Origin of the sequence: Streptomyces sp. NBC_01426 (genome assembly GCF_036231985.1) — a bacterium.
In the GTDB taxonomy this organism is placed as follows: domain Bacteria; phylum Actinomycetota; class Actinomycetes; order Streptomycetales; family Streptomycetaceae; genus Streptomyces.
Genome location: NZ_CP109500.1, coordinates 6,231,520 through 6,253,459, shown reverse-complemented (window position 1 = coordinate 6,253,459; position 21,940 = coordinate 6,231,520). Strand labels below are relative to the sequence as shown.

Below are 21,940 nucleotides of genomic sequence, written 5' to 3'. Positions count from 1 at the left end.
TGCCGGAACGCGCCTGTTCGCCGGTGCGGGGCGCTGCATAGACTCCGAAAGTCCCCGCAGCCCGTCGCTCCTCCCCTCTCCCGTCGCCTCTCCCCATGGCCTCTCCCCGTCGAAGGACCGCCCGGTGAACCAGACGTACGCGCTGACCGCGGTCACCGTCGTCGTCCTGGTCACGGTGCTCGTCGGCGCGTTGGGCCTGCGGATATCCCGGACCACCTCCGATTTCTACGTCGCCTCGCGCACCGTGGGTCCCCGCCTGAACGCGGCGGCCATCAGCGGGGAGTACCTCTCCGCCGCCTCGTTCCTCGGCATCGCGGGGCTGGTGTTGCTCCAGGGGCCGCAGATGCTCTGGTATCCGGTCGGCTACACGGCCGGGTACCTGGTGTTGCTCGTGCTGGTGGCGGCCCCGTTGCGGCGCTCGGGGGCCTACACCCTGCCGGACTTCGCCGAGGCCCGGTTGGAGTCGCAGGCGGTGCGCCGGATCGCCGTGCTGTTCGTCGTCGGGGTCGGCTGGCTCTACCTGCTGCCCCAGTTGCAGGGCGCCGGGCTGACGTTGGAGATCCTCACCGGGGCTCCGACCTGGGTCGGCGGGCTGGTCGTGGCCGGTGTGGTGACGACGGCCGTGGGGGCCGGCGGGATGCGCAGCATCACCTTCGTCCAGGCCTTCCAGTACTGGCTCAAACTCACCGCCCTGCTGGTGCCGGCCTTCTTCCTGATCGCGGCCTGGGCCGGGGACGGGGCCCCGCGTGCGGGCTTCGACGCCCCGGCGGTCTTCCGTGAGCACACCGCCGTGACGGTGGGCGAGGACCTGCGGATCGCGCTGGACGAGCCGTTGGCCGTGACGGTGACCGGGCGGGTGGACGGGCGCGCCGTCGAGGGCGAGTCGCTGGTCCTGGCCACCGGGCAGCACTCGGTACGGGCGGGCACCCGGCTGGAGTTCGCGCCGGACAGCCGGGTGCCCGACGCCCGCGCGGAGTCCGGCCCGGGCCCGGCCGGCTGGTCGGAGCCGCTGTCCGGGGAGCGGCGGGGGCATCAGCTGTACGCCACGTACGGACTGATCCTGGCGACCTTCCTCGGCACGATGGGCCTGCCGCACGTCGCGGTGCGGTTCTACACGAGCCCGGACGGCCGGACCGCCCGGCGCACCACCCTGGTGGTGTTGGGGCTGGTCGGGATCTTCTACCTGCTGCCGCCGGTCTACGGGACGCTGGGCCGGATCTACACGCCCGAGCTGGCGCTGACCGGCGACGCGGACGCCGCCGTGCTGGTGCTGCCGGCGCGGATGGTGGGCGGGTTGCCCGGCGAGCTGCTGGGGGCGCTGTTGGCCGGGGGCGCGTTCGCGGCGTTCCTGTCGACGGCCTCGGGGTTGACGATGGCGGTGGCCGGGGTGCTGCACCAGGACGTGCTGCCCCGTCGCGGGGTGCTCAGCTTCCGGTTGGCGGTGGTGGTCGCGATGCTGGTGCCGCTGGTGGGCGCGGTGGCGGCGACGGCGGTACCGGTGGCGGACGCGGTGGGCCTGGCCTTCGCGGTGTCCGCGTCCTCGTTCTGCCCGCTGTTGGTGCTGGGCATCTGGTGGCGCGGGCTGACCCCGCCGGGGGCGGTCGCCGGGCTGGTCACCGGAGGCGGGGCGGCGCTGGGCGCGGTGGTGGCGACCCGCTGCGGGCTGGCGTCGCCGGGCTGGGCGCACACTCTGCTGGCCTGGCCGGCGGTGTGGTCGGTGCCGCTGGGCTTCCTGACGATGGTGGTGGTGTCGCTGGGTACGAGGTCCCGGATCCCGGCGGGGACCGCGGCGACGCTGGCGCGACTGCACCTGCCGGAGGACGTCGCCGGGCACCGGGCGGGGGACGCGCGGTGACGGGCGTCCTGGGCGCGGTGGTGGGCGCGGCGCCGGCCCTGGCGGGCGCCACGCTGCTGTTGGGCCTGGGGTGGGCCGGGGGGCGGTGGCAGGCGGGGCGCGGCGACCGGGCGTCGGGGCCTGACCTCGGTACTCCCGTCGAGCGGGCCACCTTCCACACCCTGCACACGGCTTCGTTGGCCGCTCCCCCGCTGCGGGCCGGCCTGACCGAGGACGCCGCACGCAAGGCCGCCAGGCGGCTGCGGTCGCTGCTCGGCACGGAGGCGCTGTGTCTGACCGACCGGGAGGCGGTGTTGGCCTGGGACGGTCCGGGCGCCGACCACCACGAGCGGCGGGCGATGGCCCGGGTGACGGCGATGCTGGAGTCGGGGCGGAGCGTGAGCCTGCGCACCGACTGCCGGCAGCCGGGTTGTCCGCTGAAGTGGGCGGTGTTCGCTCCGCTGACCGGTGAGGACGGGATGTTGGGCGCGCTCGTCGCATACGGCTCGCGGGAGTCCGCGGTGCTGGTGCGGGCCGCGACGGAGGTCGCCCGCTGGGTTTCGGTCCAACTGGAGCTGTCGGAACTGGACCGGTCGCGCACCCGGCTGATGGAGGCGGAGATCAAGGCGTTGCGGGCGCAGATCTCCCCGCACTTCATCTTCAACTCCCTGGCCGCGATCGCCTCGTTCGTCCGGACCGATCCGGAGCGCGCGCGGGACCTGCTGCTGGAGTTCGCGGACTTCACCCGCTACTCGTTCCGTCGGCACGGCGACTTCACCACGCTGGCCGAGGAGTTGCGTTCCATCGAGCAGTACCTGGCCCTGGCGGGGGCCCGGTTCGGCGACCGGTTGAAGGTGACGCTGCGGGTGGCCCCGGAGGTGCTGCCGGTGGCGCTGCCCTTCCTGTGTCTGCAACCGCTGGTGGAGAACGCGGTCAAGCACGGGCTGGAGGACTCCACCGAGGAGTGTCGGATCACCATCGCGGCCCGGGACGAGGGCTCGGAGGCCGTGCTGACGATCGAGGACAACGGGGTGGGCATGGATCCGGCGCTGCTGCGGCGGATCCTGGCCGGGGAGCGGTCCGGCTCCTCCTCGGGCGTCGGCCTGCCGAACGTCGACGAGCGGATGCGGCAGGTGTACGGGGACGAGTACGGGCTCGTCATCGAGACGGGCGTGGGCGCCAGCATGAAGATCACCGTGCGGATCCCCAAGTACCGTGCGGGCGTGCACACGTCCACGCCCGGTGATCCGGGCCCGCCGCCGGGCCGGCACCGGCACTGACCGCACTCGGGCGGGGGCGGCGTCTCCGGTCCGGGCCCGGCGCGGCCGGCGACGCCCCCGGTTCGGGCGCGGGGCGCTCCGGGTCCGGCTCGGGCGGGCCGCTCCGGGCCGCGACGGGCGGGCCCGCGCGGCCGTCAGAGGGCGGCGCGTACCGCGTCGAGGATCTCGCGGGCGCCTTCGTCGATCAGTTCACCGGCCAGGGCGGCGCCGATCTTCTCGGGCGCGTCCGCGGGTCCGGTGAGGGTTCCCGACACCCTGCGGCGGCCGTCGAGGGAGGTGACCTGGGCGTGGAGGGTGAGGGTGCCGTCGGGCGCGGTGCGGGCGTGGGCTCCCACGGGGACGCTGCACCCGCCGTGCAGTTCGGCGAGCAGGGCGCGCTCCGCGCGCACCCGGGCATCGGTGTCGAGGTCGCCGACCGTGGAGAGGATCTCGCGCAGCGCGGCGGACTCCTCGCGGACCTGGATGCCGAGCGCGCCCTGTCCGGGTGACGGGGGGAAGTCCCCGAGCGGGAGGAACTCCCCGACGGCGTCGGCCAGTCCGAGCCGGTGCAGACCGGCGGCCGCGAGGACGACCGCGTCGAGACCCTCCGTCTGGATCTTGCGGAGCCTCGGTGGCACGTTGCCTCGGATCGGCACCACGTCGAGGTCGGGTCGGACGGCGAGGAGTTGGGCCTTGCGCCGGGCGGACCCGGTGCCGACGCGGGCTCCCTCGCGCAGTGCGGCGAGCGTGGATCCGCAGAGCGCGTCGCGCACGTCCTCGCGGACCGGCGGGGCAAGCAGGGTCAGGCCGGCCGGGCTCTCGGTGGGCAGGTCCTTGAGCGAGTGCACGACGACGTCCACGTCGCCGCGGACCAGCGCCGCCTCCTGTTCGCTGCTGAACGCCGAGCCGCCGCTGACGGCGGAGACGTCGGCCAGGAGCGAGCGGCGGTCCCGGTCCCCGCCTTCGAGGATCACCCGGTGGGTGAACGTCACGTCGGGGAACCGTTCGCGCAGCGGCGCGAGGAACGCGCGGACCTGGGTCCTGGCCAGATTGCTCGCGCGCGAGCCGACGAGATACGTGGTCACAGAAGAGCCTCTCGGATCCTGACGGGTTGTCACCAGGCTACGAGGGGCGGGGTGGTGGTGATGCAGACAGCGGGTCGGGAAGCCCGGCGCGAACGCCCGCGGCCCCGGACCGCCCGGAGGGGGCGGGCCCGGGGCCGCGGAAAGGACGCGCCGGTCAGTCGGGGGACGACAGGGCCTAGCTCCAGCTGGCGTGCAGCGGCTTGCCCTCGGCGTAGCCGGCGGCGGACTGGATGCCGACCACGGCCTTCTCCTCGAACTCCGCGAGGGAGCCCGCGCCCGCGTAGGTGCACGAGGAGCGCACGCCCGCGATGATCGAGTCGATCAGGTCCTCGACGCCCGGACGGGTCGGGTCGAGGAACATCCGGGAGGTGGAGATGCCCTCTTCGAAGAGGGCCTTGCGGGCCCGGTCGTAGGCCGACTCCTCGGAGGTGCGGTTGCGCACCGCGCGGGCCGAGGCCATGCCGAAGGACTCCTTGTAGAAGCGACCGTCGGCGGACTGCTGGAGGTCGCCCGGGGACTCGTACGTCCCGGCGAACCAGGAACCGATCATGACGTTCGAGGCGCCGGCGGCCAGTGCCATCGCCACGTCGCGCGGGTGGCGGACGCCGCCGTCGGCCCAGACGTGCTTGCCGTACTTCTTGGCCTCGGCCGCGCACTCCATCACCGCGGAGAACTGCGGGCGGCCCACGCCGGTCATCATGCGGGTGGTGCACATGGCGCCGGGGCCCACACCGACCTTGATGATGTCGGCGCCGGCCTCGATGAGGTCCTTGACGCCCTCGGCGGCGACGATGTTGCCCGCCACGATCGGGACCTGCGGGTCCAGCGCGCGGACGGCCTTGATCGCGTTGATCATCGACTCCTGGTGGCCGTGGGCCGTGTCGATCACGATCGTGTCGACGCCCGCGTCGAGGAGCTGCTTGGCCTTGGCCGCGAAGTCGCCGTTGATGCCGACGGCGGCCGCGATGCGCAGCTTGCCCTGAGCGTCGGTGGCGGGGGTGTACAGGGTCGCGCGCAGGGCGCCCTTGCGGGTCAGGATCCCGACGAGCCTGCCGTCCTTGTCGACGGCCGGGGCCAGCTTGCGGTGGCCGGCGTCGAGCTTGTTGAAGGCCTCGCGGGGGTCGATGTCGGCGTCGATGAGCAGCAGCTCCTTCGACATGACCTCGGAGAGCTGGGTGAAGCGGTCCACGCCTGTCAGGTCGTGGTCGGTGACGACGCCGATCGGGCGGTTGTCGGCGTCGACGACGATGCCGGCGCCGTGGGCCCGCTTGGGCAGCAGGGACAGCGCGTCGGCGACCGTCTGGGTGGGCGCCAGGGTGATCGGGGTGTCGAGCACGTGGTGGCGGGTCTTCACCCAGGAGATGACGTCGGTGACGACGTCGATGGGGATGTCCTGCGGGATGACGACGATGCCGCCGCGGCGGGCGACGGTCTCGGCCATCCGGCGCCCCGCGATGGCGGTCATGTTCGCCACGACGAGCGGAATGGTGGTGCCGGTGCCGTCGGGCGAGGACAGGTCCACGGCCTGGCGGGAGCCGACCGCGGAGCGGCTCGGCACCATGAACACATCGTCGTACGTCAGGTCGTACGGCGGCTTCAGGTCATTGAGGAAACGCACGTGCTGAACATCCCAGTCGTTCGGAGGAGCCCGTCATGCCCAGGCGGGGCAGCCGAGGAAACGCACGTACTTCATTCTCCCATGTCCTGGTGTTCGTGCCGCCCGGGTCGATCGTCCAGGACAGGCCGGGCCGGGTGGTTCTTTCCTACGGGACGTTGGTCCCGAACCGGGCGGGCCGGTGCGGTCGGGCGCGGGAATCGGGGGTCCGGTCGGGGGCGGCCTACGGTCCGACGGCCATCGCCCCCGCCGCGGCGGGGGTCGCGGGCCGGCCGGTTCCCGCCCCGTCGGCCGGGCGCCGGTGGACGGGCCCGCGGCGGTCGGCGAGCGGGAACAGTGATCCGCCGTGCCGGACCGCCGTGAACTCGGCGGCGATGGCCAGGGCGGTCTCCTCGGGCGTGCCCCCGCCGAGGTCGAGGCCGATCGGTGAGCGCAATCGGGCCAGGGCGGCCTCCGTCACCCCCTCCTCCCGCAGTCGTCCGGCCCGCTCGGTGTGGGTGCGCCGGGAACCCATGGCCCCCACGTAGGCCAGGGGCAGCCCGAGGGCAAGGGCGAGCAGCGGGACGTCGAACTTGGCGTCGTGAGTCAGGACGCAGACCGCCGTACGGGCGTCCAGGCGCCCGGCCTCCCATTCCGCGGCGAGGTGCCGGTGCGGCCAGTCGACGATCACCTCGTCGGCGTCCGGGAAGCGGGCCGGGGTGGTGAAGACGGGCCGGGCGTCGCAGACGGAGACCCGGTACCCGAGGAAGGCCCCGATCCGTGCCAGGGCGGCGGCGAAGTCGACGGCCCCGTAGACGATCAGCCGGGGGCGTTCGGCGGCCGACTCGACGAGCAGGGTCAGCGGCTCCCCGCACAGCCCGCCGGCCGTTCCCAGCTCGGCGGTACCGGTCCGGCCGGCCAGCAGGAGGGCCCGGACCCGCCGCGCGGCGCTCTCGTCGAGGGCGGGGGCGCCGCCGAGGGTGCCCTCGTACGCACCGTCGGCGTGGACGGCCAGGGCCCGACCGAGCTGTGCGGGCGGCCCGGACACCACCCGGGCGAGCGCGGCTCGCGCCCCGCCGACGGCGGCGTCGAGCACCGTGTGGAGGACGGGTCGCACGGGGTCGTGTCCGCGTACCGGGGTGATCAGTACGTCCAGGACTCCGCCGCAGGTCAGGCCGATGGCGAAGGCGTCGTCGTCGCTGTAGCCGAAGCGGTGCGTGCCGCCTTCGCCGGAGGTGACGGCGTCGAGGCACAGCTCGTGCACGGCGGATTCCACGCAGCCGCCGGAGAGGGAGCCGAGGGCGGTGCCGGCGGCGTCCACGGCCAGCGAGGCGCCCGGTCCGCGCGGTGCGCTCCCGCTGACGGCGACCACGGTGGCCAGGGCGAACTCCCGCCGTTCGGCACACCACGCGCGTAGTTCCGCGGCGATGTCGAGCATCAGCGGATGTACTCGCGTCGGGTGGCCTGCCCGGGGATGAGCGGGCGCGGCGGCAGGACAGCGGGGGGCCGGCCGGGGGTCCTCGTGGGACCCGGGTAGGGCAGGGGGGTGTGGGGTTCGGGGGGCCGGCCGGTGGCGCAGCCGAGCAGGTGTGCGGCGTGGGCCACGCTCGCGAGGGTGGCGTGGTGGTGCCAGCCGCGGAAGGAGCGGCCCTCGAAGTCGCGGATGCCGACGGGTTCGCAGGTCTCGGCGAAGTCCAGGGAGACCCGGTCGGTGAGCTTGGCGAGCAGGAAGAGCTGGGCGAGGGGCCGGTCCCCGATGTTGGTGATCCAGAACTCGGACGGCAGCAGGGCGGCTTCCGTCCAGGCCCCGACGAGCAGCAGCGGGGGCGGGGGGACCGGCGGCGGCCGGTCGTCGCCGACGCCGGCGAGGATGGCGGCGGAGGTCAGCAGGGTCACCGCCCCCTCGGTGCGGCCGTGTCGGGTCCATTCCACGACGCGGCGCTGGGAGCGCAGCGAGTCGATGAGTTCGCGGGCGGGCGCGGTGTGCGGTCCGGGCTTGTGGCGGCCGGCGCCGCCGAAGGAGACGGGCAGCGACCCGTCGACCTTGATGACGAACGGGATGTCCTGGAGGGCGAAGGAGTCCACGCAGTAGGGCAGTTCGGCGTTGGACACCTCCATCACCACGGGGCGCCGTTGGAGTTGCCAGGTGGCGGCCATGCGCTGGACGGCGTGTACGGCGTCCTGTGCGGGGGTGAGGGAGCGTGCGGTGTCCGGGATGCCGGCCCGTGTGCGGCGCAGCAGTTCGCTGGTCCAGGGCCCGGGGAGGGTGAGGGTCCATTCGACCGGGAAGCTCGCTTCGCTGGAGGCGAGCCAGATCCCGCCGGCCTGCTGACAGTTGGCGGTGCGGCCCAGTTGGGGGACGAACTGCCGGCCGACGCCCACGGAGGCGTCGCCGGCCTTCTCGATGACCATGGGCTGGACCACCCAGGCCAGGGGGCGCTGGGCGGTCCGTTCGAGGTGCTGTGCGAGGGACCGTCTGACGGGGGTCCAGTCCCACGGCGATTTGCTGATGAACTGCTGGAGGCTCTGTTCGACGGAACTGGCCCCTGTTCCGGCGATGTTACGGATTGTTTTCTTCCCGGTGGTCCGCACCAGTCCATTCAGATAAACGCGGGCCCAGTTTCGCTGGTCCCGCCGGGGTAATGACTCGAAGAAGAGCGAGATCAGTACGTCGATCACATCGGAGATTTCCTTCGTGGAATCCTCCGGCAGGACTACGCGAGCCATCTGGGCCTCCCCCGCGACCAGCTAGATCCAATACCCTACTTGACCGCGAAGAACGGCCGTAGGCCGAGACGGCTACTTCCTGAGGTCGCCGGCTGTTTCGAGCCTCTCTTCCTCCACCACGAGCGGGATGGGGATCTGGTTCGCCGCGTAGTAGAGCGCGATCAGGAAGTGTGCGACAAGAGTGAGTGGTGCGGAGTAGAACGACAAGAGCACCGTGAGGGGATACGCGATCGCGCCGAGGCCGAACCGCATCCGGGTCGCCCGCGCGCCCTCCTTGTCCACGCGTTCGTGGAAGAGGTGGCCGACCCGTGTGACGTACCACCAGAAGGCCAGGAAGGCCAAGGCGTAGAGCACGGTGTTGGAGCTGTAGAGGACGGCGGCGGCGTTGGCCGAGCCGCCTTCCTCGACGAGGTGTTCGGCGAGGACGGTGGTGGTGTAGGGGATCACCGACACCACCATCAGCACCAGGAGATTCAGGAACAGCAAGGGTCGGTCGACGCGCTTGAGGTGACTGAAGATCGTGTGGTGGTTGACCCACATGACGCCGATGATCAGGAAACTCACCACGTATGCGGCGTAGTGCGGCCATTGTTCCCCGACACCGTGCCAGAAGTCGCTTCCGGTTTCCCCCGGAACCTTTAGTTCCAGAACAAGAATCGTGATGACGATGGCGAATACGCCGTCACTGAATGCCTCGACCCGCGCGGTTTCTCGTTCCATGACCTCCCCTTTGCCATTCGGTCGAACATGCGGGAAGGGCGCCGCCGCGCCCTTCCCGCACACGCTACCCAGATATTCGGGTTCAGCCGCCGAATCCGGCGGTCTGGCGCCAGATCCGGCCATCACGGACCACGAGTGTCCCGAACGCGTGCTCTGGTTGGCCGTCGAGGTTCATGATCGCCCGATAGAAGATGGTGTCCTCGGTCTCGATGTACTCCTGGAGCTCGACCAGGGTGGGCTTGACGGTGAGATAGCCGGTGAACGTCTCCCGAACGGCCTCGATGCCCACCGAGGCCCCCTCGAAGCGCAACAGGACCGCGTCGTCGGTGTAGTTCTTCATCACCGCTTCGATGTCCAGGGCGGCCAGCGCCTCCATCTGGCGGACGAAGACCGGGTGCAGTGTGGCGATGTCGTACTTGGGCATGTTCGACTCCGTTTCAACTGGTGTGGTTCCGCTCGGCGGTTGGCGCCGGCGGGGTGGCGAGCGGCAGTCGGACGACCATCCGGGTCTCGCCGGCACGGGAGCGGGCCGTGAGCGACCCGTGGTGGCGCTGGGTCACGATCCGGTACCCGAGGTGCAGCCCCAGGCCGGTGCCCTTGCCCACGTCCTTGGTGGTGTAGAAGGGTTCGAAGATCCGCGGCAGGACGTCCTCGGGGATGCCCCGGCCGGTGTCGACGATCTCCACGACCATGCAGCCGCCCTCGGCGAAGGCGCGCAGCGTGAGCGTGCCGGCGCCTTCCATGGCCTCGGCGGCGTTGTCGACCAGGTTGGTCCACACCTGGTTCAACTCTCCCGGGTAGCCCGTCAGTTCGGGCAGGTCCTCGTCGTACGCGCGCACGATGGTGATGCCGGCGAGCTTGGCGCGCAGCACGACCAGCGTGTTCTCCAGTCCCTCGGTCACCGCGAAGCGCTGCTCGGGGGCCCGGTCGAGATTGGCGTAATCGCGGGTCGCCGAGACGAGTTGGGAGATCCTGGGGCCCGCCGCCCGCAGCTCGGCGGCCAGCGACCGGATCTCCAGCAACGCCGCCAGGTGGTCCAGGGCGGCGGGCAGGGCGGGCTCGCCGATCCCCTCCAGCCGTGACCACAGCCAGGCCCACCCCACCCCGAGGTCGGAGACCCCCGACCCGAGCAGACCCGGCCGTTCGGCGCCGGCGTCCTCGGCCCGGTCGGCGATCTCCTCCTCGTCGTCGGCCTGGGCCAGCGGGTCGCTGGTCTCCGGTGGCGGCAGCTTGTCCAGTTCCTCGGCGAGCCGGTCGAGGACGGCGCGCTCGGCCCCGTCGGCGGCGGCGCCCCAGGCGTGGGCGGTGAGGGTCAGCCGTTCCAGGGCGGGGGCCAGCTCCTGCGCGGCCCGGGCCACGGCGGCGGCCGGGTTGTTCAGTTCGTGCGCGAGTCCGGCGGCGAGGGTGCCGAGCGCCTCCACCGTGGCCCGTTTGCGGGCCTGCACCTCGGAGGACTTGATCCGCCAGGCCAGCACGGGGATGAGGACGGCGGCCACCCCGTGGCAGCGGGTCAGCATCTCGAAGAAGACCGCCTTCGGGTAGCCGACGACGGTGGTCGCGGGCCCGCTCGCGGCGGCGGTCGCCACGTACGAGCCGTCCGTCAGCAGCGGTAGTTCCCCGGTGAACCGGTGCGCGGCGGTCGGCTTCCCGTCGTGTTCCTCGGCGGCCGCGCTCTCCTCCTCGGTGGAGTGCCGGGTCAGCACCTCCTCCCGTCCGTCGACCACCTTGGTCACGACGAGCCCGCCGGCGAGCAGGACGTGGAAGCACGTGGCCTCGTCGCCGTCGCGGAAGAGCACCTGCCCGTCGGCGAGGATCCTGGGTTCGGAGACCGACACCAGCCAGTCGAGCTGCTCCCCGGTGAGTCCTTCGAAGATCTCCAGTGCGTGCAGGGCCGATCGCAGTTCCGCGGTGTTCCGCGGTCCGGTGTTCACGGTGTGCTCCCCTCGGCCCTGACGCGGGCGGACAACCGCAGGGTGACGATCAGGGCCGGCGCGCACACCCCGGCGACGGCGACCATGAAGCCGACCGAGGTGCGGTGCAGTCCGTGGATGTCGGTCAGCATTCCGGCGAGGACCGCCGGGACGCTCATGGCGAGGTACGCGAAGACGTAGACGGCGGCGGTCAGTTCGCCCCGGTGGGCGGGGTCGGCGAGGGCGCTCAGAGCCCGGAAGGAGCCGAGGAAGGCCGCGCCCCAGCCGCAGCCGAGGACGGCCGTGGCGACGAGGAAGAGCGGTGCCGAGCCGAGGCCCAGCGCCGACAGGACCAGGGCCAGCCCGGCGAGGAGCCCGCACAGGCCCAGCACGGCGGTGCGCAGCGCCTCGGTGCGGCCGAGGAGCAGTTGGGCGCCGGTGGCGGCGCCCGCGAGCAGGGCCACGGTGGCGCCGCCGACGAGGTGGTTGGTGCTGTGGAGCAGGGACAGGGCCAGGTGCGGCCCGAGCGAGAGGTAGAAACCGCCGACCGACCAGACGGCCACGATGGTCAGGACGAGGACGGCGAACCGGCCGCGGGCGGCGGCCGGCACCCGGATCCGGTGCGGGACCACGCGGAACGGCCCACCGGCCCCGGGAGCGCTCTCACGCATCCGGACCACGCCCGCCAGCGTGACGGCGAACGCGCCGATCAGCAGGAGGTAGCTGAGCACGGTCGGGGCGGGCGCGTACTGGACGAGCAGCCCGGCCCCGAGCCCGCCGAGCCCGATGCCGACGGTCGGTCCCGCGCTGTTGACCTGGGCGCCGAGCGCGGGCCGCGCGGGCGGGGTGAGTTCCAGCAGGGCGGCGCCCATGGCGCCGGTGGCCAGGCCCACGGCCAGGCCCTGCACGGCGCGGGCGGCGAGCAGCAGCCCCGGTCCCTGGGCGCCGGCGAACAGGGCCATGGAGACGATCGCCAGGACCAGTGCGGCGCCGAGCACGGGGCGCCGTCCGAGGGTGTCGGACAGCGACCCGAACAGCAGGAGTCCGCCGAGCACGGTGACGGCGTACAGGGCGAAGACCACCGTGACGGTGCCGGAGGACAGGCCCCACCGCTGCTGGTAGAGCACGTAGAGGGCGGAGGGCACGGAGGAGGAGAGCATCAGCAGGACGAGGATCGCGCCCACCACGCGGAAGCCGGGGCCCGCGGTCGTTCGGGCGGGCGGGCCGGTCGGCTGCACGATGTCCCCCGCGGTCGTCTCGGTCGGTTCGGCCACTGCGTCAACTCCCCCGTGGTGTGCGGTGGTCAGGCGAGTGCCTGGGCCCTCGCCAGCGCGCGGGCGGTGAGCACTCCCGCGAGGTGGCCGAGGTACTCGGCGGAGGTGCCGCGTCCCGGGACGAACAGCTCCCGGGGTTCGGCGCGGAAGGCCGCGAGGACGGTGTCCGCGGTGTACGGGCCCCCGCGCAGCCGTTCCTCGACGCCGCGCAGGCGCAGGGCGCGGGCGGTGGCCCCGGTGACCGCGATCCGCGGGCCGTCCGGGGTGATCCGTACGGCGGCGGCGCACAGCGGGTAGCGGGTGGCGCGGTCCGGGGCCTTCTCGAAGGCGGCGGCCCGCCCGCCGGGCGGGATCAGCAGCGCGGTGATCACCGTGCCGCCGGGCACCCCGGAGGCGGCGACCTCCTCGGCGGGGAGGGTGGAGCGGCCGCCGGGGCCGGCGAGTTCGACGACGGCGCCCGCGGCGATGGCGGCGACCGGCAGGTCGGTGGCGCGGCCGGTGGCGGCCAGGTTCCCGCCGGCGGTTCCCAGGTTGCGCACCTGGGGGTCGCCGTTGGCGCGGGCGGCGGCCGCCAGTTCGGGGGCCTCGGCCGACACCAGTGGGTGCGCGGCCAGTTCGGCGAGCGTGGTCAGCGCCCCGATCCGCAGCCCGTCGGCGGTCCGTGCGATGCCCCGGAGTTCCTCCAGGTGCCGTACGTCGACCAGCAGCCGGGCCCGGTCGGCGCCGGAGCGCAGGTCGGGAAGCAGGCTCTGGCCGCCGGCCAGGACCCGGGCGCCCGGGGCGCCGGCGAGCAGGGTCAGGGCCTCGTCGAGCGCGACGGGCCGTACGTAGTCGAACTCGGTGAGGATCACTGGGCTTCCCCTCTCAGGCGGCGCCAGACCTTCTCGGGGGTGACGGGCATGTCGATGTGGATCACGCCCAGGTCGGACAGCGCGTCGACGACGGCGTTGACCACGGCCGCGGCGGGCGGGACGGTGGCGATCTCGCCGGCCCCCTTGGCGCCGAGCGGGTTGTGCGGGGACGGGGTGGTGGTCTTGTCGAGGGCGAAGAACGGCGCGTCGAAGGCCCTCGGCAGGGCGTAGTGGCCCAGGTCGGAGCTGAGGAGCAGGCCGTTCTCGTCGTATTCGGCGTGTTCCATCAGGGCCTGGCCGAGGCCGTGCACGATGCTGCCCTCGATCTGGCCGAGCGCCACCTTCGGGTTCCCGATGTTGCCGGCGTCGTCGACGGCGGTGTAGGCCACGACCTCGGTGTCGCCGGTCAGTTCGTCGATCTCGACGACGGCGACGTGCGTGCCGAAGGGGTAGTTGAAGTCCGGCGGGTCGAAGTGGGTGGTCTCGTCGAGGGCCGGCTCGATCTCCGGGGGCAGTCCCCAGCCGTACCACATGGCCATCGCCAGTTCGGCGAAGGTCTTGGCGTTCTCCTCGTTGCCCTCTTCGTACACCTTGCCGCCGGCGTAGACGACCTTCTCCTCCGGGATCCCGAGGAAGACCGCGCCGGCCTTGACCAGCTTGCCCTTGATCTTCCGGGCGGTGAGCGCGATGGCGGGCGCGGCCATGCTGTAGGAGCGGGATCCGTAGGTTCCCTGCCCGTAGGGCGCCTTGAGGGTGTCCCCCTCGTAGACCTGGACGGTGTCCGGGTCGATGCCGAGTTCGTCGGCGGCGACCTGCGCGAAGACGGTGCCGTGGCTCTGGCCGGTGGAGGCGGAGCCGACGGTGACGGTGACCTCGCCGGTCGGGTGGACGCGGATGTTCGCGCTCTCCCAGGTGCCGCCGAGCATGCCCTCCTTGGACATCCGGGTGGACGGCCCGACCCCGCAGATCGCGACGTACGAGGCGATGCCGACGCCGAGGCGCTTGCCGCGGGCGCGGGCCTCGGTCTTGCGGGCGGGCATGTCGGCGTAGCCCGACAGTTCGATGGCCCGGTCGAAGTTCAGCTGGTAATCCCCGGAGTCGTAGGTCCAGCCGAGCCCGTTGTCGTACGGGAACTTCTCCTTCGGCACCAGGTTCTTGCGGCGGACGGCCGCCGGGTCCATGCCGATCTCGGAGGCGTACCGGTCGACGAGGCGTTCCATCAGGAAGGCCGCCTCGGCGCGCCCGCTGCCGCGTTGGGCGCCGAGCGGGACGGTGTTGGTGAAGGCCGCGTAGACCTCGCAGAAGGCCGCGTCGATGTCGTACATGCCGCTGATGGAGCGGCCCATCAGGGCGGTGGCGACGCCGGGGCCGATGGTGGAGGGGTACGCGCCGAGGTTGGCGTGGCTGGTGGCCCGTACGGCGGTGATCCGGCCGTCGCGGGTGCCGGCGAGGGTCACGTGCTGGCGGTGGTCGCGGCCCTGGACGGTGGAGTTCATCAGCCCGGTGCGGGTGTCCACCCACTTCACGGGCCGGCCCAGCGCCTTGGACAGCAGCAGGACGAGCGGCATGTCGGGGTACAGGTAGCCCTTGGTGCCGAAGCTGCCGCCGACGGTCGGGGCGACGACGCGGAGCTTGTTGAACGGGATGCCGAGGACCAGTGCGGAGAGCAGGAAGCGGTGGTTGTGCGGGCCCTGGGTCGTGGCGTACAGGGTGTACTCGCCGGTGGCGGGGTCGTAGTCGCCGACCGCGCCGCGGGGCTCGATGGGGCTGTTGATGGTGCGCTGGTTGACCAGGTCCAGTTCGACGGTGACCTCGGCCTCGGCGATGGCCGCGTCGGTGCGGTCCTTGTCGCCGCAGGTCCAGTACGCGTTCAGGTTCCCGGGGACGGCCTCGTGCAGTTGGGGCGCGCCCTCCCGGAGGGCCTCGTCGGCCCGGGTGACCACGGGCAGCGGCTCGTACTCCACCTCGATCGCGGCCAGTGCGGCGGCGGCCTGGCGCGGGGTCTCGGCGACGACGGCGGCGATCGGGTCGCCGACGTGCCGGACGGCGTCGCCGGTCAGTACCGGGCGGGCGCCGGGAAGTCCGTAGGGGTGGGGCGGGAAGTGGCTCTCCACCCCGCCGGGTATCCAGATGCAGGGCAGCGGCATCACGTCGGTGAAGTCGGCGGCCGTGGCCACCTTCAGGACGCCCGGGAGCTGCTCCGCGGCCTTGGTGTCGATCGAGAGGATCCGCGCGTGGGCCACCGGACTGCCGAGGATGGCCATGTGGGCCGTGCCGGGCAGGTCGATGTCGGCCACGTACTTCGCCTCGCCGCGCAGGAGGCGCGGGTCCTCGCGGCTGTCCAGCGGTCTTCCCAGCACTCCCTGTCCCTGAAGGACGCTCTCCCCCGTCGCTGCGGTCATCTCCCTCAACCCTCCTGTCCGGACGCGGCGGTCACGGCGTCGGCCATGGCGTCGCCGACGGCGTCCGTCCCGGGGGCCTCGGCCCGGGCGGCGGCGCAGGCGCGCTGCACCCCGCGCACGACGCTGTGGTAGCCGGTGCAGCGGCACAGGTTCCCGGTGAGCCATTCGCGGATCTCGGGTTCGGTGGGGGCGTCGCCGTCCGCCGTGTTCTCCACGAGTTCGCCCAGGGCCATGACCATGCCGGGCGTGCAGAAGCCGCACTGGGTGCCGTGCTCCTGCCGCAGGGCTTCCTGGAGGCCGGTCAGTTCGCCGCCCGGGGTGGCGACGCCCTCGATGGTGGTCACCTCGCGGCCGGCAGCGGCGACGGTGAGGACCAGGCAGCTCTTCGCGGACCTGCCGTCGAGTCGCACGACGCACGAGCCGCACTGTCCGGTGTCGCAGCCGACCTTGGTCCCGGTCAGTCCGAGGCCGTCGCGGAGCCGTTCCACGAGGAGTTCGTTGGGTTCGGCGGTGAATTCCCTGGGTCTTCCGTTCACATTCAGTGTCAGATCCATGCGAGCGCCTGCGCTTCCGTGAGCGGCTTGTCGAAGAGGGGCCCGCCGGGTTGTTGGAGAATTCCTCCGGAATGGAGCGGGCCGGTGTCCACGGGCACGAATCCGAGATCCGTGATGATTCCCGCGACGATTCCTTTCGCTTTGTCGTCGTCGCCTGCGGTGAAATGGGCCAGACGCTCGCCTCCCGCAGTGCCGGCGACGGCGAGGGTCTCGAAATGCATGGTGTTGAGGGATTTCACGATCCGGGCGCCGGGATACCACGCGGCGACGAGTTCGCTGGATCCCCGGACGGCCGGGTCGCGGGGGGTGCCCGGGCCGCCGAAGGCGTTGGTGGCGTCCACGAGCAGGGTGTCCCGGACGGCGTCCTGGGGCAGCAGCCCGCGGACGGCGTCGAAGGGGACCATCAGCACGGTGACCTCGGCCCGGGCGGCCACCTCGGCGGGGTGCGCGGCCGAGGCCGTCGGGCCGAGTTCGGCCACCAGGGCGTCGAGCGAGCGCGGTCCGCGCGCGTTGGCCAGCAGGACCTCGTGGCCCGCGGCCACGAGGATCCGGGCCAGGGTCGAACCGATCCGCCCGGTGCCGATGACGCCTGTCCTCATTGACGCTCCTCCGTGAACGGTGGTGGGTCGATCAGTCCATGCCGATCCAGACCGACTTGGTCTGGGTGTAGCTCTCCAGGGATTCGGGTCCGCACTCGCGGCCGTATCCGGAGGCCTTGTAGCCGCCGTACGGCACGGAGGGGTCGTACTGGTTGTAGCAATTCACCCAGACCGTGCCGGCCTTGATCTGCGAGGCGACCCGGTGGGCGCGCCGCAGGTCCTTGGTGTGGACACCGGCGGCGAGTCCGTACGCGCTGTCGTTGGCGATGCGCACGGCGTCCTCCTCGGTGTCGAAGGGGATGATCGACAGGACCGGCCCGAAGATCTCCTCCTGGGCGATGCGCATGCCGTTGTCGACGCCGGTGAAGACGGTCGGCAGGAAGTAGAGGCCCTGGCCGGAGGCGCCCTCGGGGGTCCAGCCGGTGCCGCCGGTGCGCAGGATCGCGCCTTCCTTCTCACCGATCTCGATGTACGAGCCGACCTTGTCGAACTGGCCGCGGTGGGCCAGCGGACCGAACAGCGTCTCGGGGTCGCGGGGGTCTCCGGGCTTGAGGGCGGCGGCCCGGCGGACCAGCCGTTCGACCATCTCGTCGTGGATGGGGCGGTGCAGGAGGAGCCGGGAGCCGGCGGTGCAGATTTCGCCCTTGTTGTAGTAGATGCCGAAGAAGGCGAGTTCCTCGGCGGCGTCGAGGTCGGCGTCGGCGAAGACGATGTTGGCGGACTTGCCGCCGAGTTCCATCGTCACCTTCTTCAGGGTGCCGGCCGACTTGCGGATGATGGCCTGGCCGACGACGGTCGAGCCGGTGAAGGCGATCTTGTCGATGTCCGGGTGGTCGGTGAGGGTCTCCCCCAGTTCCACCCCCGGACCGGTGATGACGTTCAACACGCCGTCCGGGATCTCCGCCTCCTGGAACAGCTCCGCGATCTTCAGCGCGGTGAGCGGGGTGGCCGGGGAGGGCTTGTGGACGACCGTGTTCCCGGCCGCGAGGGCCGGGGCGATCTTCGTCATCGAGAGCAGCAGCGGGAAGTTGAAGGGGGTGATGGCGCACACCACTCCCAGTGGTTCGCGCAGGGTGTACGCGAGCTGTCCGCCGGCCGGCGCCCGGGAGGAGCCGTCCACCCGGGTGACCGCGCCCGCGTAGTAGTGCATGAGCTGTGCGGCCATCGGGGCGTCGACGGTGCTGGAGAAGGCGAAGGGTTTCCCCATGTCCACCGTCTCCAGCAGCGCGATCTCCTCCAGGTCACGTTCGATGAGTTCACCGACCCGGTTCAGTCGCAGCGCGCGCTCCTGGGCGGAGAGCCTGCTCCAGGGCCCTTCCTCGTACGCCTTGCGGGCGGCGGCCACGGCCGCGTCCGCGTCCGCGGCGGCGGCCTGGGCCACCGGCACGATCTCCTGCCCGTCGACGGGGCTGACGTCCGGTTCGGTGCGGCCGTCCCGGGCCGGGACCCATTGACCGCCGATGAACAGTTTCCCGGGGTTGGCCAGGGGCCGGCCGCTCAGCTCGCGCTTGGTCATGGCTGCCTTCCGGTGTCGGGTGCGGGGGCGTGTCAGCCCTTGGCGAGCTGCTCCAGGAACGTCTCGGCGAGGGCCTTCGAGCTGTACGGGTTCTGGCCGGTGGTCAGCCTGCGGTCCACGACCACGTGCGAGTCCCAGATCGCCTCGGCCTTCTCGTACCGGGCGCCGAGCCGGGTGAGCTCGACCTCCAGGATCAGCGGGAGCCGGCCGGCCATGTCGGTGACCAGTTCCTCGCTGTGCGAGAAGGCGGTCATCAGGTAGCCCTCGAAGGGCCAGCGGCCCTCGCCGTCGCGCAGGGCGAGGAGCGCGGTGTGGCCGTGGCACACGGTGGCGAGCGGCTTGTCCTGGGCGATGACCCAGCGCAGGATCTGCGCGAGTTCGTCGGACTTGGGCAGGTCGCCGATGGCTCCGTGGCCGCCGCTGACGTAGACGCCGTCGTACTGCGCGATGTCCTTCTCGCCGAGGGATTCCAGCGCGAGGGGGTGGCGCAGTTGCCCGGTCTCCTCGATGACCCGGACGTATGCGGCGGCGTTGGCCTCGTCCTCGTTCGGGGAACCCGCCGGACGGACCCACTGGAGGAACTGCGGGTCGATGCTGGTCTGGTCGACGGTGGGGGCCACTCCGCCGATCGTCGCCACGTCCACGGTGTGACCGGCGGCCCGGAACAGCTCGTGGGGGACGACGAATTCCTCGGCCCAAAATCCCGAGGGGTGTTGTTCCCCGTCCAGCAGATGGAGCGTGGCCTTTGCCGTCATGACGACGAGAATCTTCATGATTCTCTCCTTGTTCTGGATTCGCTGCCGATTCAACACGCCCCCCGGTGGGGGCGTAAGGGGGAGGCGTCAGGCCCGTGATACTTCGTCACGTGCGTCCAACGCCGACAGGATCGTGCGGAATTCACCGACCAGGGAGTGGTCGGGATGGGCTTCTGCAAATATGCGTTCTCCGTAGAGCGCCGCCATTTCCGGCACATACGGAAGGATTCCGGCAAGCGGCGCCCCGTAGACGTCCTCGGCCCGCCGTCGGACCGCGGCCCGGTCGATGCCCTCGGGCGCCATGCTCAGGACCAGGGCGCGCCGGCAGGCCAGCCGGCCGACGAGGGCGATGGTCTCCTCGACCCCGAAGAGGTCGATCCGGTCCGCCCGCGCCATGATCATCACCACGTCGGCGCTCGCCATCGCGGTCACCGACTCGTTGTTGAGGCCGGCGTGGGTGTCGAGCAGCAGCACGTCGAGCGCGAAGTGCCCGGCCAGCCGGTCGAAGCCCTCCGGCAGGAGTCCCACGTCGTACCCGGTGGACATCAGCTCGCGCAGGGCCGGGGTCCCGGTCCGGGCCGGTACGACGTACAGCCCGGGCAGCCGGGTCCGCTGGGCCGCGGCCTCGATCTCGCAGCGTCCGAGCAGGTAGTCGGCGAGCGAGCCGGCGCCGGGTGGCAGTCGGAAGAGCAGGTCAAGGGTGGGCGACTGGATGTCGGTGTCGACCACCCCCACCCGGCGTCCCCCGGCCGCGATCAGCAGGGCGAGGTTGGCCAGGGCCGAGGACTTCCCGGTGCCGCCGCGGTGGGAGTGCGCCGCGATGGTCCGGGTCATCTAGGCCACCACCCGGTGACCGGCCCCGTCCGCGTGCGGCCCCCGCGCCGCACGTGGCCGGTGCAGGGCCAGCATGGTGACGTCGTCGTGCTGTTCGGCGGTGCCGGTGTGCTCGCGCACCGCCCGGTCCATCCGCTCGACCGTGTCCTTGCCGTTCGCCGGGGGGCCGGCGAGCAGTTCGAGCATGCGCGCGTCCCCGAGGAAGGCTCCGTCGGGACAGCGCGCCTCCGGCACCCCGTCGGTGAAGACGAAGAGGGTGTCGCCGGGGTTCACCTGGGCGTAGCCGAGGGTGTAGACGCAGTCGGGCAGCACCCCGACGGCCGGTCCGGTGACGTCCAGCGGGACGGGTACGTCGCCCGATCCGGAGAGCAGCAGGGGCGGGTTGTGGCCGCCGTTGATGTAGACGAGGCTCCCGGTGAGCGGGTCGAGCACGCCGAAGAACAGGGTGGCGAAGTACCCCTGTCTGAGGTGGTTGCGGGTGAGGTAGCCGTTGGTGGCGGTGACGGCGTTGAGCAGGGGGGTGGCGCCGACGACGGGGGTGCGCCGGCTGCCGCCGGTGCGGCCCGCCGCCATCAGGTGCTGGAGTCCGCTGTTCTCGGCGGTGTGCCGCAGCAGGGAGCGGATCAGTGCCATGAAGAGGGCGGCGCCGACACCCTTGTCGCAGACGTCGGCGACGACGACGGCGAGGCGGCGTCCCCGGGAGAGTTCGAAGACGTCGTAGAAGTCCCCGGCGACCTGGCGGGCGGGCCGGAAGCAGACGTCGATCTCCCATCCGTCCGGGACGGGCAGCGACTCGGGCAGGAAGCCCGCCTGGATCTCCCGACCGATCTCCAACTCCTTCTCATATCCCATGAGTTCCGCGCGCGCATCGGCTTCCCGCAGGGTTCGGCCGAGTCCGGCGCGCTCGGAGCAGCTGTGCAGCCGGGCCCCGACCAGGGCCGGCAGGAACGGCGGTACGAGGTAGTCGTGACCGAGCCGCACGTGTTCCTCCAGCTTGGTGAACCCGGCCACCGTCCAGACGACCACGATGGGGGCGCCGGCCCGGCGGCGCAGCCTGCGCACGGCCGCCCGTACGGCCCCCCCGTCGGCCTCGGCCGGGGCGAGCAGCACGTCGGCGACGGGCAGCGTCTCCTGGCGGTCGTGCAGCAGTTGCGACAGCGTGCGCGAGACGGGTTCCGCGTCCATCAGCCGTAGCGCGTCGAGCAGTTCGGCCGGGGGCGGGGGGTACTCGTCAAGGATGATCACGGACGTGGAGGGCATGGATCCGTCCCCTCGGCCTTCACGGTCAGCGTGCTGATGTTGCGGCTGTCCCTGCGGGCGTAGTGGTATGCGTCCACGCTGGTCAGCGCGAGGTGAATACCGAGGCCGCCGACCCGCCGTCGCTGCGGGGGGATCCCGATGGCGGGGGGCAGGCGCCCTTCGACGGGGTCGAACGCCGGTGCGGTGTCCTCGATGACGATCCGCACCCCGTCCGGGCCGGAGCAGCCGCGGACGGTGATCCGTCCGTCGCCGCCCCGGTATCCGTGCATCACGATGTTGGTGGCCAGTTCGTCCACGGCCAGCCGGATCCGGTAGGTGGCTCTCTTGCCGAGCCCGGCCCGACCGGCCAGCCGCAGGACGAACGCGGCGATGTCGCCCAGTGCCCCCACCGTGGCGGGCACCTCCAGCACACAGGGCTTCCTCGCCAGTTCGACCATGTCACCCACGGCCGTCACCCATCGGTGAGGAGGATGCTCCGGTCCAGTCCGGCCGTGCGGATGGTCCGGGAGACGGGCTCGATGGCGCCGACCACCTTGATGGTGACGTGGTCGGCCACCTTCTGTTGGGCGAAGACCAGGGAGCGCAGTCCGGCGCTGGCCATGTAGCCGACGCCTGCCATCCGGATCTCGACGGTGCTGGTGCCGTGACCGGCGGCCTTCTCGATGGTCTGGTGGAACTCCGGTGCGGTCTTGGCGTCCAGCTCGCCCGTCAGTTCGATCACGGTGGTGTCGCCCTCGATGCTCAGGGACACGGAAAGCGGCATGTC

General features: G+C 72.1%; 20 protein-coding genes. 2 read left to right on the top strand and 18 right to left on the bottom strand.

Annotated features, from left to right (window positions below):
- Window positions 1-124 precede the first annotated feature (124 nt).
- Together OG906_RS27915 and OG906_RS27910 are read left to right on the top strand one after the other, a co-directional pair.
- The gene (locus OG906_RS27915) at window positions 125-1,855 is read left to right on the top strand and encodes a sodium/solute symporter (RefSeq protein WP_329446706.1); all 1,731 of its coding nucleotides are present in this window, start codon (window positions 125-127) and stop codon (window positions 1,853-1,855) included.
- A complete protein-coding gene (locus OG906_RS27910; protein ID WP_443067420.1) occupies window positions 1,852-3,114 on the top strand; it encodes a sensor histidine kinase in 1,263 nt (420 codons plus the stop codon). The genes OG906_RS27915 and OG906_RS27910 overlap by 4 nt, the downstream gene beginning before the upstream one ends.
- Window positions 3,115-3,248: 134 nt before the next feature.
- Here the strand turns inward: OG906_RS27910 and hemC are convergent, their stop codons facing one another.
- The 18 genes from hemC to OG906_RS27820 all read right to left on the bottom strand — a co-directional run bounded on the left by hemC (window position 3,249) and on the right by OG906_RS27820 (window position 21,937).
- Entirely contained in the window at window positions 3,249-4,178 is a 930-nt protein-coding gene (gene hemC / locus OG906_RS27905; RefSeq protein WP_329446704.1) for a hydroxymethylbilane synthase, read from the bottom strand.
- Window positions 4,179-4,353: 175 nt separating this feature from the next.
- The gene (locus OG906_RS27900) at window positions 4,354-5,796 is read right to left on the bottom strand and encodes a GuaB1 family IMP dehydrogenase-related protein (protein ID WP_267797425.1); all 1,443 of its coding nucleotides are present in this window, start codon (window positions 5,794-5,796) and stop codon (window positions 4,354-4,356) included.
- Between the two features lie 220 nt (window positions 5,797-6,016).
- A complete protein-coding gene (locus OG906_RS27895; RefSeq protein ID WP_329446702.1) occupies window positions 6,017-7,210 on the bottom strand; it encodes an XdhC family protein in 1,194 nt (397 codons plus the stop codon).
- Window positions 7,210-8,499 (bottom strand): IS701 family transposase, encoded by a 1,290-nt coding sequence (locus tag OG906_RS27890; RefSeq protein WP_329446700.1) that lies wholly within the window; start codon window positions 8,497-8,499, stop codon window positions 7,210-7,212. Before OG906_RS27890 ends, OG906_RS27895 begins: the two co-directional genes overlap by 1 nt.
- Window positions 8,500-8,571: 72 nt before the next feature.
- The gene (locus OG906_RS27885) at window positions 8,572-9,219 is read right to left on the bottom strand and encodes a TMEM175 family protein (RefSeq protein ID WP_329446698.1); all 648 of its coding nucleotides are present in this window, start codon (window positions 9,217-9,219) and stop codon (window positions 8,572-8,574) included.
- Between the two features lie 82 nt (window positions 9,220-9,301).
- Window positions 9,302-9,643 (bottom strand): nuclear transport factor 2 family protein, encoded by a 342-nt coding sequence (locus OG906_RS27880; RefSeq protein WP_329446696.1) that lies wholly within the window; start codon window positions 9,641-9,643, stop codon window positions 9,302-9,304.
- A 13-nt stretch (window positions 9,644-9,656) separates the two neighbouring features.
- Window positions 9,657-11,150, bottom strand: coding sequence for an ATP-binding protein (locus OG906_RS27875; RefSeq protein WP_329446694.1), 1,494 nt, complete (start codon window positions 11,148-11,150; stop codon window positions 9,657-9,659).
- Window positions 11,147-12,403, bottom strand: coding sequence for an MFS transporter (locus OG906_RS27870; protein ID WP_329446692.1), 1,257 nt, complete (start codon window positions 12,401-12,403; stop codon window positions 11,147-11,149). Before OG906_RS27870 ends, OG906_RS27875 begins: the two co-directional genes overlap by 4 nt.
- A gap of 29 nt (window positions 12,404-12,432) precedes the next feature.
- Complete coding sequence (locus OG906_RS27865) at window positions 12,433-13,254, bottom strand: FAD binding domain-containing protein (protein ID WP_329446691.1); 822 nt, start codon at window positions 13,252-13,254, stop codon at window positions 12,433-12,435.
- A complete protein-coding gene (locus OG906_RS27860; RefSeq protein WP_329446689.1) occupies window positions 13,251-15,656 on the bottom strand; it encodes a xanthine dehydrogenase family protein molybdopterin-binding subunit in 2,406 nt (801 codons plus the stop codon). The genes OG906_RS27865 and OG906_RS27860 overlap by 4 nt, the downstream gene beginning before the upstream one ends.
- A 5-nt stretch (window positions 15,657-15,661) precedes the next feature.
- Window positions 15,662-16,210: a (2Fe-2S)-binding protein gene (locus tag OG906_RS27855; protein ID WP_329446687.1), complete on the bottom strand. Its 549-nt coding sequence runs from the start codon at window positions 16,208-16,210 to the stop codon at window positions 15,662-15,664.
- Window positions 16,201-16,809, bottom strand: a complete 609-nt coding sequence (locus tag OG906_RS27850; protein ID WP_329446686.1) for an NADPH-dependent F420 reductase — start codon at window positions 16,807-16,809, stop codon at window positions 16,201-16,203. Before OG906_RS27850 ends, OG906_RS27855 begins: the two co-directional genes overlap by 10 nt.
- Before the next feature lie 31 nt (window positions 16,810-16,840).
- Window positions 16,841-18,325, bottom strand: a complete 1,485-nt coding sequence (locus OG906_RS27845; protein WP_329446684.1) for an aldehyde dehydrogenase family protein — start codon at window positions 18,323-18,325, stop codon at window positions 16,841-16,843.
- 32 nt (window positions 18,326-18,357) lie between these two features.
- A complete protein-coding gene (locus OG906_RS27840) occupies window positions 18,358-19,098 on the bottom strand; it encodes a type 1 glutamine amidotransferase domain-containing protein (protein WP_329446682.1) in 741 nt (246 codons plus the stop codon).
- Between the two features lie 69 nt (window positions 19,099-19,167).
- Complete coding sequence (locus OG906_RS27835) at window positions 19,168-19,914, bottom strand: MinD/ParA family ATP-binding protein (protein ID WP_329446680.1); 747 nt, start codon at window positions 19,912-19,914, stop codon at window positions 19,168-19,170.
- Entirely contained in the window at window positions 19,915-21,174 is a 1,260-nt protein-coding gene (locus tag OG906_RS27830) for a PP2C family protein-serine/threonine phosphatase (protein WP_329446678.1), read from the bottom strand. It lies immediately after the preceding gene.
- Window positions 21,156-21,611, bottom strand: a complete 456-nt coding sequence (locus OG906_RS27825; RefSeq protein ID WP_329448151.1) for an ATP-binding protein — start codon at window positions 21,609-21,611, stop codon at window positions 21,156-21,158. Before OG906_RS27825 ends, OG906_RS27830 begins: the two co-directional genes overlap by 19 nt.
- A gap of 14 nt (window positions 21,612-21,625) precedes the next feature.
- A complete protein-coding gene (locus tag OG906_RS27820; protein ID WP_329446676.1) occupies window positions 21,626-21,937 on the bottom strand; it encodes an STAS domain-containing protein in 312 nt (103 codons plus the stop codon).
- Window positions 21,938-21,940 lie beyond the last annotated feature (3 nt).

Coding starts and splice junctions, on each gene's coding strand:
- OG906_RS27850 (WP_329446686.1), bottom strand. CDS start 16,809: ATGAGGACAGGCGTCATCGGCACCGGGCGGATCGGTTCGACCCTGGCC.
- OG906_RS27830 (WP_329446678.1), bottom strand. CDS start 21,174: ATGCCCTCCACGTCCGTGATCATCCTTGACGAGTACCCCCCGCCCCCG.
- OG906_RS27840 (WP_329446682.1), bottom strand. CDS start 19,098: ATGAAGATTCTCGTCGTCATGACGGCAAAGGCCACGCTCCATCTGCTG.
- OG906_RS27845 (WP_329446684.1), bottom strand. CDS start 18,325: ATGACCAAGCGCGAGCTGAGCGGCCGGCCCCTGGCCAACCCCGGGAAA.
- OG906_RS27860 (WP_329446689.1), bottom strand. CDS start 15,656: ATGACCGCAGCGACGGGGGAGAGCGTCCTTCAGGGACAGGGAGTGCTG.
- OG906_RS27835 (WP_329446680.1), bottom strand. CDS start 19,914: ATGACCCGGACCATCGCGGCGCACTCCCACCGCGGCGGCACCGGGAAG.
- OG906_RS27890 (WP_329446700.1), bottom strand. CDS start 8,499: ATGGCTCGCGTAGTCCTGCCGGAGGATTCCACGAAGGAAATCTCCGAT.
- OG906_RS27880 (WP_329446696.1), bottom strand. CDS start 9,643: ATGCCCAAGTACGACATCGCCACACTGCACCCGGTCTTCGTCCGCCAG.
- OG906_RS27855 (WP_329446687.1), bottom strand. CDS start 16,210: ATGGATCTGACACTGAATGTGAACGGAAGACCCAGGGAATTCACCGCC.
- OG906_RS27820 (WP_329446676.1), bottom strand. CDS start 21,937: ATGCCGCTTTCCGTGTCCCTGAGCATCGAGGGCGACACCACCGTGATC.
- OG906_RS27895 (WP_329446702.1), bottom strand. CDS start 7,210: ATGCTCGACATCGCCGCGGAACTACGCGCGTGGTGTGCCGAACGGCGG.
- OG906_RS27825 (WP_329448151.1), bottom strand. CDS start 21,611: ATGGTCGAACTGGCGAGGAAGCCCTGTGTGCTGGAGGTGCCCGCCACG.
- OG906_RS27885 (WP_329446698.1), bottom strand. CDS start 9,219: ATGGAACGAGAAACCGCGCGGGTCGAGGCATTCAGTGACGGCGTATTC.